This window comes from uncultured Bradyrhizobium sp., from assembly GCF_936943645.1.
Taxonomy (GTDB): Bacteria; Pseudomonadota; Alphaproteobacteria; order Rhizobiales; family Xanthobacteraceae; genus Bradyrhizobium.
This window is the reverse complement of sequence record NZ_CAKZJO010000050.1, coordinates 156,288-168,720: the sequence shown is the minus strand read 5'-3', so window position 1 is coordinate 168,720 and position 12,433 is coordinate 156,288. Positions and strand designations below refer to the sequence as shown.

Annotated in this window: 13 protein-coding genes; 6 read left to right on the top strand and 7 right to left on the bottom strand. The window is 66.0% G+C overall.

What is annotated here, in order from left to right:
* Positions 1-59: 59 nt before the first annotated feature.
* Together Q0743_RS09795 and Q0743_RS09790 are read right to left on the bottom strand one after the other, a co-directional pair.
* A complete protein-coding gene (locus Q0743_RS09795; RefSeq protein ID WP_298241323.1) occupies positions 60-458 on the bottom strand; it encodes a hypothetical protein in 399 nt (132 codons plus the stop codon).
* Positions 459-490: 32 nt separating this feature from the next.
* Positions 491-721: a hypothetical protein gene (locus tag Q0743_RS09790; protein ID WP_298241322.1), complete on the bottom strand. Its 231-nt coding sequence runs from the start codon at positions 719-721 to the stop codon at positions 491-493.
* Positions 722-822: 101 nt separating this feature from the next.
* Here Q0743_RS09790 and Q0743_RS09785 point away from each other — a divergent pair, with 101 nt between their 5' ends.
* A complete protein-coding gene (locus tag Q0743_RS09785; protein ID WP_298241321.1) occupies positions 823-1,644 on the top strand; it encodes a helix-turn-helix transcriptional regulator in 822 nt (273 codons plus the stop codon).
* Between the two features lie 69 nt (positions 1,645-1,713).
* Positions 1,714-2,379, top strand: coding sequence for a DsbA family oxidoreductase (locus tag Q0743_RS09780; RefSeq protein ID WP_298241320.1), 666 nt, complete (start codon positions 1,714-1,716; stop codon positions 2,377-2,379).
* Positions 2,380-2,529: 150 nt separating this feature from the next.
* Here the strand turns inward: Q0743_RS09780 and Q0743_RS09775 are convergent, their stop codons facing one another.
* The 5 genes from Q0743_RS09775 to Q0743_RS09755 form a co-directional block, all read right to left on the bottom strand.
* Positions 2,530-3,711 carry a GNAT family N-acetyltransferase gene (locus tag Q0743_RS09775; RefSeq protein ID WP_298241319.1) on the bottom strand — a complete coding sequence of 394 codons (1,182 nt, stop codon included), beginning with the start codon at positions 3,709-3,711 and terminating at the stop codon, positions 2,530-2,532.
* Positions 3,712-3,861: 150 nt separating this feature from the next.
* On the bottom strand, positions 3,862-5,301 hold the full coding sequence (ccoG, locus tag Q0743_RS09770; RefSeq protein WP_298241318.1) for a cytochrome c oxidase accessory protein CcoG: 1,440 nt from the start codon (positions 5,299-5,301) through the stop codon (positions 3,862-3,864).
* Positions 5,302-5,338: 37 nt separating this feature from the next.
* Positions 5,339-5,542, bottom strand: a complete 204-nt coding sequence (locus Q0743_RS09765; RefSeq protein ID WP_028181089.1) for a DUF2892 domain-containing protein — start codon at positions 5,540-5,542, stop codon at positions 5,339-5,341.
* A gap of 13 nt (positions 5,543-5,555) precedes the next feature.
* Positions 5,556-5,999, bottom strand: a complete 444-nt coding sequence (gene trxC / locus Q0743_RS09760) for a thioredoxin TrxC (protein WP_298241317.1) — start codon at positions 5,997-5,999, stop codon at positions 5,556-5,558.
* Entirely contained in the window at positions 5,996-7,282 is a 1,287-nt protein-coding gene (locus Q0743_RS09755; RefSeq protein WP_298241316.1) for an FAD/NAD(P)-binding oxidoreductase, read from the bottom strand. Before Q0743_RS09755 ends, trxC begins: the two co-directional genes overlap by 4 nt.
* 115 nt (positions 7,283-7,397) lie before the next feature.
* Here Q0743_RS09755 and Q0743_RS09750 point away from each other — a divergent pair, with 115 nt between their 5' ends.
* From Q0743_RS09750 to Q0743_RS09735, 4 genes are all read left to right on the top strand, one after another.
* A complete protein-coding gene (locus Q0743_RS09750) occupies positions 7,398-7,697 on the top strand; it encodes a helix-turn-helix transcriptional regulator (RefSeq protein ID WP_298241315.1) in 300 nt (99 codons plus the stop codon).
* Positions 7,698-7,819: 122 nt separating this feature from the next.
* Complete coding sequence (locus tag Q0743_RS09745; protein ID WP_298241326.1) at positions 7,820-8,821, top strand: efflux RND transporter periplasmic adaptor subunit; 1,002 nt, start codon at positions 7,820-7,822, stop codon at positions 8,819-8,821.
* Complete coding sequence (locus Q0743_RS09740) at positions 8,818-12,042, top strand: efflux RND transporter permease subunit (protein WP_298241314.1); 3,225 nt, start codon at positions 8,818-8,820, stop codon at positions 12,040-12,042. The genes Q0743_RS09745 and Q0743_RS09740 overlap by 4 nt, the downstream gene beginning before the upstream one ends.
* A 10-nt stretch (positions 12,043-12,052) precedes the next feature.
* A complete protein-coding gene (locus Q0743_RS09735; protein WP_298241313.1) occupies positions 12,053-12,409 on the top strand; it encodes a carboxymuconolactone decarboxylase family protein in 357 nt (118 codons plus the stop codon).
* Positions 12,410-12,433 lie beyond the last annotated feature (24 nt).

Genomic DNA, 12,433 nt, shown 5'->3' with positions numbered 1-12,433 from the left:
GGGTCCCGGCTCTGCGCAGCAGCGCAAGAGCGCTGCAGCGCGTCCGGGACACGAGGACGTCATGCCGCTGCGACGCTGCCGCTCTTGCGCAATCCCACATATTGCAGCTCCGCGAACACGCCGGTGGCGATCGCCTGCGCCACGACCATGAGCTCGCCGGCGATGTTCGGCGACACCGCGCCGGAGAACAGCAGCGCGATGCTGCCGACCGTCCAGGCCGCATTGCCGATCACGATCAGCAGCACCAGAGGTTTCGCCACCGAGGCGCGCGAGGCGAGCCAGCCGACCAGGGCGGTGTAGGCGATCAGGAACAGGCCGGTCTCGCGCAGTAGCGCTTCCGGCAGATTGAACAGAGCTGCGAACGCGCTCGCGCCGAAGGTGAAGCCGAGCGCGGCGACGCCGCTGAAGATGGCATCGGCGAGCAGGGCGCGGCGGAGGAAGGTGGATGCGTCGATCATCGAAGGTCTCCTTGGCTGGGCTGGGGTGGAATTCAGTGCCGTCCGCGCCACCAGGCGCGGAGCAAGCGGGCGAGGCGGAACGGACAGAGGCTCCTGGCAACGCCGTGCTCGAAGGCTGTGACGTGAGCGACCACGTAATCCCCGGTCGAATGCACCAGCGGCTCGGGCATGTTGAGGCTGCGCGCCAGCATGCGGGTCGCGAGCGTCATGGCGAAGGGAACAAGGTGGTCGGCGACGGTCCGGTAGAGCAGCAGCGCGATCATGGTCATCTCCTGTTGCAACCGAAGATGCGCCGGCCCGAGGGCCAGTTCGATTACCTCGCTGGTAATGGAAGGGCCGAAATCTGCGTGATAGGTTTCTCGTCATGAACGCACATGCATCCACGGCCCGTACCGAACACAGCCAGCCGGTTCATATCGGCGACCATTTGCGCGAATGGCGGCAGCGCCGCCGCATGAGCCAGCTCGATCTCGCGGGCGAAGCCGAAATTTCGGCGCGGCACTTGAGTTTCGTCGAGACCGGCCGCGCCGCGCCCTCGCGCGACATGGTGCTCAGGCTCGCCGAGCGGCTCGACGTGCCCCTGCGTGAACGCAACGTGCTGCTGGTCGCGGCCGGCTTCGCGCCCGCGTTCCAGCAGCGTCCGCTGGAGGATCCCGCCTTGAAGTCAGCCCGCCAGGCGATCGACCTCGTGCTGAAGGCGCATGAGCCCAATCCCGCGCTCGCGGTGGACCGGCACTGGAACCTGGTCTCGGCCAACCGCATGGTGGCGCCGCTGCTCGACGGCATTCCACAGCATCTGCTCGGCCAGCCCTTCAACGTGCTCAGGCTCGCCTTCCATCCCGAGGCGCTGGCGCCGCGCACGGTCAATCTCGCCGAATGGTGCGGGCATCTGTTGGAGCGGCTGCACCGGCAATGCGAGGCGACGGCCGATCCTGAGTTGATCAAGCTCTACGGCGATCTCAAGAGCTACCCGATTCCGGCGCGCGCGGGGCCGCTGTCGAGCGACAATGTCGCGATCCCCTTCAAGCTGCGCCACGGGGGCGAGATCCTGAGTTTCTTCTCCACCACCATGGTGTTCGGCACGCCGGTCGACATCACCCTGTCGGAGCTGGCGCTGGAGACTTTCTTCCCGGCGGACGAGCGCACCGCCGAGCGGCTGAAGCAGATGGCGGCAGCCATGTCCTAGTGCCCTTGCCTCGGGACCGGTTCGGCTTATCTTGGAGCAAAGCCAAAGTGCCAGAAGGAGGCGCCTGACATGAGCACGCTCAAACCGCTCCAGATCGACGTCGTCTCCGACGTGGTGTGCCCCTGGTGCTATATCGGCAAGCACCGGATCGAGAGCGCGCTGGCGCTCGTTCCTGATGTCCCCGTCAAGCTCAACTTCCGCCCGTTCTTCCTCAATCCCTGGGTGCCGCGCGAGGGCATCAGCCGCGAGGCCTATCTCACCCAGAAGTTCGGCTCGGTCGAGGCCTATAAGGGCATCGCCGGGCGCGTCGTCGCGGCCGCAAACGAGGAGGGGCTGGTCTACAAGCCGGAGCTGGTGGCGCGTCAGCCCAACACCACCGACTGCCATCGCCTGATCCTGTGGGCCGAGGCGATCGGCAAGGCGCCCGAGATGAAGCAGCGCCTGATGGAGCTGTACTTCCGCGATGGCGGCGATCTCACCGATGTGAACGTGCTGGTGCAGGCGGCCGCAGACGTCGGCCTCGATGCCGACGACGTGCGCAGGCGCCTTGCCACGGACGAGGACGTCGCGCGCGTTTCGGCCGACGCACAGGAAGCCGCCGAGAAGGGCATCTCCGGCGTGCCGACCTACGTGTTCGCGCAGAAATATGCCGTCTCCGGCGCGCAGGACCCGAACCTGCTCGCAAAGGCGATTCGGCAGGTCTCTGCGGAGATCAACGCCCAGGCGGCGGAGTAGTAGCTTGAAGATCGAGATTATCGTGCACAAGGCGGAGGAGGGCGGTTATTGGGCCGAGGTCCCATCTCTTCCTGGTTGCGCCACTCAGGCTGAAAGCCTCGAGGAGTTGCTTCAAAATCTCTTAGAAGCAGTCGAGCGGTGCGCCCCGAACTAGCTAGCCGGGCGACCCGCACGTCTTATTGAGTGTACTATGCGTCGCGCGCGTTCGTGCGCGGCGTTGAGGCCGAGCAACGCTCCGTGCACCAGCGCCACGACCGGATCGTGCCGCCGCAGCGGGATCAGCACGTCGCCGATGGCAAAGCGTCCGCGCCAGATCGGGTTGATCATCGGGTGGTCGGCGCTCGCGGTGGAATCCGCGCTGGCAATAGTGGGATCAGCGCAGAGATGGCGGGTGAGCTCGAGCGTGAGCTGCACGCCCGGCGAATATTTCGCGAAGCGTTCGTCGATGCCGAGCTTGAAGAAGAAGGCGCGATCCTGATGGCGCAGCACGATGCCGGCGGCGACGGGTGTCGAGCCGGCGCGCAGCGTGATGATCTCGCACTGCGCGGTCTCGGCCAGAGCCGGTACGGCGCGGCGGATGAAGGCCGCATCGCCATCATGCTGGACCAGCGCGGTGCCACGCTTGCCTTTCCAGCCGCTGGATTCGAGCTGCAGGAAGGTTTCGAGCGCGGGCGCGATCTCATCTGGCCGGCGCGCGACGTCGAACGTCACAGAGCCGTGCTCTTCGAGCCGGTGGCGCTGACGGCGCAGCTCCTTGAGCTTCTTGGTGCCGAGTGCGTCACGCAGCAGCGTTTCGGCCTCCTGCGTCGCATCGAGGCTGGCGCGCATGCAGGAGGAGAGCACGCGCGGCTTGAGGCCGTCACGGCCCAGGACCTGCTTGAGCGCATGCATCGCGGCGCCGTCGAGCGCGACGTCGTTGAGCACGAGCGCATGCGCGCCGGCCTTGCGAGCCTGCTGCAACAGGCGCGTCGCCGCTTCGATCGGGGCGTCGCGGTCGAGCAACGGGCTGCACAGCGTGCCGTAGGGATGCGCGCTCACCAGCGCGGGCAGGGGAATCTTTAAGGAGCGCCACAGCGAGATCACGGGCATCAGCCCGATCAGCCGCGACGAGGTGCCGTCGAATGCGGGCAGGGCGGAGGCCGAGGTGCGGCCGCGCGCGGTGGCGCTGACGGCGAGCTCCCAGGCCGGCAGATAATATCCGTTCGGCTCGATCGCACGCTGTGCCAGCGCGCGCCATTGGCCGGGGTCGATCGCAACGAGCGGGACGCGCGCAGGCATGGCATCCCCAGTGGATGCCGGATGGATCGCTGCCTGCTGCGCGATGTCGACCACGTCCCCTCGTCCCGTTCACGCCGGCAGATGCCGCGTCACGCGGCCATGCTTAGCGCAAAGGATGGAAAATACCGTTGGGACGCGGCTCCAATTCGAGCGGTAATGTTAACGTCTCGTTGAGCATGCGGCGCCGGATGCTCAACGCAGACCCTATTTGTCGCCGGGCAGGAAGTGGTCACGGGCGCTCGCCCGCCCGCCGCCGGCGGTATCGGTGATCGTAACCTCGAGATCGCGCGAGGTCTTCGGCACGTCGGCGGGCCCGACCTGCACCGACAGCCTGACCTCGCGGGTCTGGTCCTGCCCGACCTCGACGACGGGCTTGCCGCCGGAAGCCGTCTCGATGCCTGCGACCCGGATGGTCGCGCCTGTTAGCCCGGAGACCTCGATCGCAAACGACCGCTGTGCGCCCTTGTTGAGAATGCGCACGGTATAATCGTTGCGGACCCCGCCATCCGAGAGCTGAACGAACAGAGGATTGCGCTCGTGCAGCACGTTGACGTCCATCGTCGCGCGCGTGGCGAGGGTGTAGACCATGATGGTGCCGACGATGGCGATGGCCGCGGTATAGATCAGCGTGCGCGCGCGGACGATGCGGTAGATCGGCGGCTTGCCCTCGCGCCGGCGCTGCATGTTGATGTCGGTGTCGTAGCCGATCAGGCCCTTGGGCCGGCCGATCTCGCTCATGACGTTGTCGCAGGCGTCGATGCAGAGGCCACACTGGATGCAGCCGAGCTGGATGCCGTGGCGGATGTCGACGCCGGTGGGGCAGACGTTGATGCACTGGTGGCAGTCGACGCAGTCGCCGGCGACATCGCCGTGCGCGCGGGCGGCGTCCGCCTTCTTCACCGACATGCGCGGCTCGCCGCGGTCGCGACGATAGGTGACGTTGAGCGCCCATTCGTCGGTCAGCGCCGCCTGGATGCGCGGCCATGGGCACATGTAGATGCACATCTGCTCGCGGGCGTGGCCGGCGAAGACGTAGGTTGTCGCGGTCAGGATACCGATCCAGAGATAGGCGATGAACGGGGCCTGGAAGGTGGCGAGCTCCTTCACCAGCGTCGGCGCGTCGTCGAAATACAGCACCCAGGCGCCACCGGTCCACCAGGCGATCATGATCCAGAGGAAATGCTTCAGCGCGACCTTCCGCATGTGCTCGAACGTCCAGTAACGCTTGTCGCCCTGCATGCGCTCGCGGCGGTCGCCCTCGACCCAGCGCTCCACGGCGTAGAACAGATCGGTCCACACCGTCTGCGGGCACAGATAGCCGCACCACAATCGTCCCGCGACGGCGTTCATCAGGAACAGCGCCATCGCCGCGATGATGAGCAGGCCGGTGAAGTAGTAGACCTCCTGCGGCCACAGCTCGATGAAGAAGAAATAGAAGCGGCGATGCGGCAGGTCGATCAGCACGGCCTGGTCGGGCAGGCCGGGGCCTCTGTTCCAGCGCACGAACGGCAGCAGATAATAGATCCCGAGCGTGACGCACAGGATCGCCCATTTGATGCGGCGGAACGGCCCGTGGACCGACTGTGGATAGACCTTCCTGCGCTTCTCGTAGAGAGGTCCCTCAATGAAGGTGTCGTCGGTCATGGCAAATTCCCCCGCATCGCTGGCTGCATTGGCGCGTTCAGGAGAACGCGCAGCCGCTGCTCAGGCCGAGCTTCCTGAACACGATCGCGGCCGGGCAGAAGCCCGTGAACGAGGCCTGCAGCATGTTCAGCCCGGCGAAGGCCGTCAGCAGGTACCAGTAAGCATTCACATAGGTGCCCAGTGCGAGACCGAGCAGGACGACGAATCCCGCAAAGGCGAGGACGGCTTTATCGACATTCATGGCAGGCTCCTTCTTAGGTACGGGTCAGGTTGGCTTCGGTCCAGGCGACGATGCTGCGCGCATCCATCGCGCCGGATTGGCGCGCGATCTCGCGGCCGCCGCGCATCAGCAGCAGCGTTGGAATGCCGCTGATGTTGAGCCGCGACGACAACGCGGGTGCATTGTCCGAGTTGAGCTTCAGGAGCCGGACGCCCGGCTCGAGCTGTTGCGCCGCGCGCTCGAACATCGGAGCCATGGCGCGGCAGGGTCCGCACCATGGCGCCCAGACGTCGACCAGCACGGGAATGTCGCTGCTGGCGACATGGCGGCCGAAGGCTTCTTCGTCCACCTCGACCGGATGGCCGGTGAACATCGGCTGGTGACAGGCGCCGCAGCGCGCATCTTGGGCTGCGCGCTCGGCCGGCAGGCGATTGATGCGCCCGCAATGTCCGCAGACGATCTGGCGTGTCGTGCTCATGTGCCGGTTCGGACCTCCTTGAGCTTGGCGATGTTCAGCTTGTCGAGAACGAAGCGCTCGTAGAACGGTTCGCTCTCGCCGCGCCGCATCTTGCGCAGGAAGTATTTCTCGAAGGCGACCTTGGCGAGGTGCACCCATTCTCCTTTGGAGGACCAGTTGACGTTGCGCGGCGGGATCTGCGGCTGCGCGAGGAAGGCGACGCCGGAATCGCCGAAATCGGCGAGGCAGATCGCGTTCCAGGTCGGCTGCGCCGTCGGCGCCTTGCCGCGGAGCAGGGCGCCGATGTTCATCGCGGTCGCCGTCACCATGGATTCGATCATGAAGCCGGTCTTGGGGACGCCCACCGGCACAGGTGTCGCGCCGACCGGTGCGATCGCGACGCAGACGCCGACGGCGAACACGTTGGGGAACGCGGGATTCTGCTGATGCTTGTCGACGATGACGAAGCCGCGCGGATTGGTCAGCTTCTCGATGCCGCGCACTGCCTCGACGCCGCGGAAGGCGGGCAGCATCATCGAATAGACGAATGGCAGCTCATGGGCCTTGCGTGACGTGCCGTTGTCGGAAAGCTCCTCCACTGTCATCAAGCCGGGTGCGACATTGTCGACGCGGGCATTGGTGATCCACTTGATGTGCTTCTCCCGCATCTCGCTTTCCAGGAGACCCTTGGTGTCTCCGACACCGTCGAGACCGAGATGACCGATATAGGGTTCCGAGGTGACGAACGTCATCGGCACCCGGTCGCGCAGCTTCCGCCGGCGCAGCTCGGTCTCCAGGATGAAGAGAAACTCATAGGCAGGGCCGAAGCACGAGGCGCCCTGAACGGCGCCGATCACCACCGGGCCGGGATTGGCTGCGAGCTTCTCGAAGGCCTCGCGGGCATGGGCGGCGTGATCGACGTGACAGATCGACTGCGTATGACCCTGCGGCCCGAGGCCGGGGATTTCGTCGAAGGCAAGTTCGGGACCGGTCGCCACGACCAGGCAATCATAGTTGATCGAGGTGCCGTCGCCGAGCTCGACACGGTTCTCCTCGGGGTGGACGCGCTTTGCGCCTTGCGTCAGCAGCCGCACGCCCTTGCGTTTCATGATGTCCGCGAGATCGATCTCGATCTCTTCGCGCTTGCGCCAGCCGATCGCCACCCACGGATTCGACGGCACGAAATGATAAACCGCGCCTTGCGAGACGACGCTGACGCGATCCTCCTTTCGCAACTGGGGTAGCAATTCATAGGCCATCAGCGTTCCGCTCAGACCGGCTCCGATTACGACAACTTCCGCCATGGGTACCTCCGTTGGACCAGGCTGCTTCGCCGGTTCAGCTCCGGCCGTCGTGCAGCGCTTGACTATATATTCGTAATTGCGTATATACGCAAGTATGAAAATAGATAGCGAGATCATGGAGCGGGCGGCGGATCAGGCGAGTGAGCTGCTCAAGGCGCTCTCGAACCGCCACCGTCTTCTCATCATCTGCCAGTTGATCGACGGCGAGCGGTCCGTCGGCGAGTTGGCAGAGTTTCTGAGCCTGCGCGACTCCACGGTCTCCCAGCATCTTGCGCTCCTTCGCAAGGACGGCCTGGTCGTCGCCAGGCGCGATGCGCAGACGATCTTCTATTCGATCGCCAGCGAGCCGGCGCGCGAAATCCTGAAGACGCTTTACCAGGTGTTCTGCGCGCCGAAGTCCGCAAGGACGAAGTGAAGCCTAGGCAAAGGCGGGCGGGCGCGCCTTGCGCGAGATCAACGCGCTTCCTCCCGATGTCGATGAAATGAGAGGACACCGCAGCGCGGTGTGATGAAGTCATGACGATACGGATGCGTCCCATGCAATATCTGGCGCGCCTTGGGCTCGTGGCCGCGTGGGCGGCGATCGGGGTACCGGCGGGATCCGCTGCCGCCGCGGGTACGTTCACCGTTGCGCAGCAGCAAGCCAGCGACGAGAAGGCGGTCTTTGCGACCGTCGAGAGCATCAGCGTGGTTCCTGCACGCAGCCGCATCGGCGGCACCGTCGTTCAGCTCAAGGTGCGGGAAGGCGACCGCGTCACCGCGGATCAGGTCATCGCTGCAATCGGCGACGAGAAGCTCGTCCTCCAGATGAAATCGCTCGATGCGCAGATTGAGGCGCTGCAGGCCCAGGCCAGGCAGGCGCAGCTTGATTTCACCCGGACCGAAGGGCTGGTCGAGCGCGGCATCCTGCCGCGCGTCAAGCTCGACGAGCAACGCACGGCGCTCAACGTCGCCGACAACGGCCTGCGCGCCCGGACCGCGGAGCGCGCCGTCATCAACGAGCAGCTCAATCAGGGACAGGTGCTTGCGCCGACGGACGGGCGGGTGTTGAAACGGTTGATCACCGTGGGATCCGTCGTGCTCGCCGGCGACCCGATCGTCACGGTCGCCGAGCAGAACTTCAAGCTGCGGCTGCGCGTGCCGGAGCGCCACGCCCGTTCCTTGAAGGCCGGCGACAAGGTCCGCGTCGATGGCGCGGAGCTGGCGGGAGAGGCCTCGAAATGGGGCGTCGTCGACCTCGTCTATCCCCAGATCGAGGAGGGGCGCGTCATCGCGGACGCGACCGTCGAGGGGCTCGGCGAGTATTTCGTCGGCGATCGCCTGCGGGTCTGGATCGCCGGCGGTGCGCGGCCGGCCTTCGTCATCCCCTCGAGCTATGTGACGACCCGATTCGGCATCGACTACGTGCAGCTCCGGAAAGGGAATGAGACGATCGACGTGCCGGTGCAGCGCGGCCGCGAGATGCCGACGCCTTCGCTTCCCGACGGGCTCGAAATCCTGTCGGGCCTTCGGACCGGTGACCAGTTGGTGCAGCCGTGAATCTCGGTCTGTCAGGACGGTTGACCCGGTCGACCATCGCATCGCCGCTGACGCCCCTGTTCCTGCTCGGGGCGCTCGTCGTGGGGCTGATCGCCGTCGTGGTGATCCCGCGCGAGGAGGAGCCGCAGATCAGCGTTCCCATGGTGGACATCCGCGTTAATGCCGACGGCCTGCGCGCGCCTGACGCCGTGGAGCTGGTGAGCAAGCCGCTGGAATCGATCGTCAAGGGCATCGACGGCGTCGAGCATGTCTATAGCCAGACCGAAGACGACCGCGTGATGGTCACCGCGCGCTTCCTGGTCGGCACCAAGTTCGAGGACGCGATTCTGCGGGTGCACGAGAAGATCCGCGCCAATCTCGACCGCATACCCGTCGGCATCCCCGAGCCGCTGATCGTCGGCCGCGGCATCAACGACGTTGCGGTGACGGTGCTGACGCTGTCGCCGAAGCCGGAGGCGGCCGACCGCTGGACCGACAAGGACATCTACGAGCTCGCCGACAAGGTTCGTGCGGAGCTGATGAAGGTCGATGACGTCGGCCTGACCTACATCTCCGGCGGCGCGGCGCAGCAGATCCGGGTCGAGCCCGATCCGGAGAAGCTGTCGCTGTTCGGTGTCACGCTGCAGCAACTCGTGGCCAAGGTGAAGGACGCCAATCGCTCGTTCCTGGCCGGACAGGTGCGCGATGCCGGCATCGTGCGCAACGTCGCGGCAGGGCAGACGCTGTCAGGCGTTCCCGACATCGGACTATTGCTGATCACGAGCCGCGACGGCCGGCCGGTCTACGTCAAGGACGTCGCCTCCGTGGTCGTCGGCCCCAGCACCGTCGAGCAGCGCGTCTGGACGGATTCGCGCGGGTCCGCCGGGCAGTGGGCACGCACGCCCGCCGTCAGCCTGGCGCTCGCCAAGCGGGCCGGTGCCAACGCGGTCGTCGTCTCCGAGAACATCGCCAAGCGCCTGGACGGATTGAAGTCGCGCCTGATCCCCGCAGATATCCAGGTGACGGTGACGCGCGACTATGGCGAGACCGCCAACGAGAAAGCCAACGAGCTCCTGTTTCACCTCGGCCTCGCCACCGTCTCGATCGTCGTCCTGATCGCGATCGCGATCGGCTGGCGTGAAGCGCTGGTGACCTTTGTCGTGATTCCCACCACGATCCTGCTGACGATGTTCGCCGCCAATTTGATGGGCTACACCATCAACCGCGTCAGCCTGTTCGCGCTGATCTTCTCCATCGGCATTCTCGTTGACGACGCCATCGTCGTCGTCGAGAACATCGCGCGGCACTGGGGCATGCGCGACGGCCGGCCGCGCCTGCAGGCAACCATCGAAGCGGTGGCGGAGGTTGGCAATCCCACCATCGTCGCGACGCTGACCGTGGTCGCGGCGCTCTTGCCGATGCTGTTCGTGTCGGGCCTGATGGGCCCCTATATGGCGCCGATCCCGGCCAACGCGTCGGCGGCCATGCTGTTCTCGTTCTTCGTGGCGATGGTGGTTGCGCCCTGGCTGATGCTCAAGCTTGCGCCGAAGGGCGAGGCGGCCCCCGCGCATGCAGCGCACGATGAAGGCCGGCTCGGCCGGCTCTACCGCCGTTTTGCCACGCCGATCGTGCGGAGCAAGCGGTCGGCCTGGATCTTCCTGCTCGGCGTCGGCATCGCGACGCTGCTGTCGATGACGCTGTTCGCGACCAAGTCGGTGACGGTCAAGCTGCTGCCGTTCGACAACAAGTCCGAGATCGCCGTGGTGGTCGACTTGCCGGAAGGGGCGAGCCTGGAGGCGACCGAGCGCACGCTGTTCGGTGCGGCCGAGATTGCGCGCCAGCTGCCGGAGGTCACCTCGCTGCAATCCTACGCCGGCACGCCGGCGCCGTTCAATTTCAACGGCCTGGTGCGGCACTATTATTTGCGCCAGCGGCCCGAGCTCGGCGAGGTTCAGGTCAATCTGGCGGCGCGCGGCGAACGCAAGCGCGCGAGCCATGAGATCGCGCTCGAGCTGCGCGAGAAGCTGAAGGCGCTCGATCCGCCGGCGGGAACCAGCATCAAGGTGGTCGAGGTGCCGCCCGGGCCGCCGGTGCTCTCGACGCTGCTCGCCGAGGTCTATGGTCCCGATGCCGCCACGCGCCGTGCGGTCACCGCCGAGCTCAAGAAGGTCTTCGCGGAGGTGCCGTTCATCGTCGACATCGACGATTCCATCGGCGAGAAGCGGCCGCGGCTGCGGCTCTCGATCGACCAGGACCGGCTCGAATTCTTCGGCGTCGAGCAGCGCGATGTCTACGACACCATCCAGGCGCTGTTCGGCGGCATCTCGGTCGGCTATTCGCATCGCGGCGAGGACCGCAACCCGATCGAGATCGCGGTGCATCTCGGAAAGCGCGACCTGGTCTGGGATGAGGCGCTGGCTTCGACGCCGGTGCCGGCTAACACCTTGCCCGGCAGCAAGACGGTGGTCGAGCTCGGTCAGGTCGTGAAGGCGACCATGGAGGAGGGCTCGCCGACGATCTTCCGCCGCGACGGCCGCTTCGCCGACATGGTGATGGCAGAGCTCGCCGGACGGTTCGAGGCGCCGCTTTACGGCATGCTCGCGGTTGCCGATCGCGTAGAGGCCCATGATTGGGGCAGGCTGCCGAAGCCTGAGATCAGCCTGCACGGCCAGCCAGCGGACGAGTCGCGTCCGACGCTGCTGTGGGACGGCGAATGGGAGATCACCTGGGTGACCTTCCGCGACATGGGCGCCGCCTTCGGCGCGGCCATCCTCGGCATCTACGTGCTGGTCGTCGCCCAGTTCAGGAGCTTTCGCCTGCCGCTCGTGATCCTGACGCCGATCCCGCTGACGCTGATCGGCATCCTGATCGGGCACTGGCTCCTGGGCGCGCCGTTCACTGCGACCTCGATGATCGGCTTCATCGCGCTCGCCGGCATCATCGTGCGCAATTCGATCCTGCTGGTCGATTTCATCCGGCACAGCGGCGGCGACGGCAAGTCGCTTCGCGAGGTGGTGCTGGAAGCCGGCGCGGTCCGCTTCAAGCCGATCCTGCTCACCGCGCTTGCGGCGATGATCGGGGCTGCGACCATCCTGCTCGATCCGATCTTTCAGGGATTGGCGATCTCGCTCCTGTTCGGGCTCGCCTCGTCGACACTGCTCACCGTGCTGGTGATCCCCGCGATCTACATCGCCTTGCGCGCACCGCGCGAGGCGGCTCCGACCACAGCCAAATCCAGCTAGCGAGGATCCGATGGACAAGAACTACGTCGACATCACCAGGAACATCTCGGCCAATCTGAAAAAGCTGCGAAGCGACATTCCCGATACGATGAAGGGATTTTCCGCACTGGCCCAGGCCGCCACGCGGGACGGCGCGCTGGACAAGAAGACCAAGGAGCTGATGGCGCTGGCGCTCGGTGTCGCCGCGCATTGCGACGGCTGCATCGGCTTTCACGCCGAGGCGCTGGTCAAGCTCGGCGCGACGCGCGAAGAGATCGAGGAGACCCTCGGCATGGCCGTCTATATGGGCGGCGGACCGTCGCTGATGTACGCCGCCGATGCGATCGCCGCGTACGAGCAGTTCCAGCAGCAAGCCTTTTCCGCCTGAGCGGCACGGTCGGCTGCCTGGCGC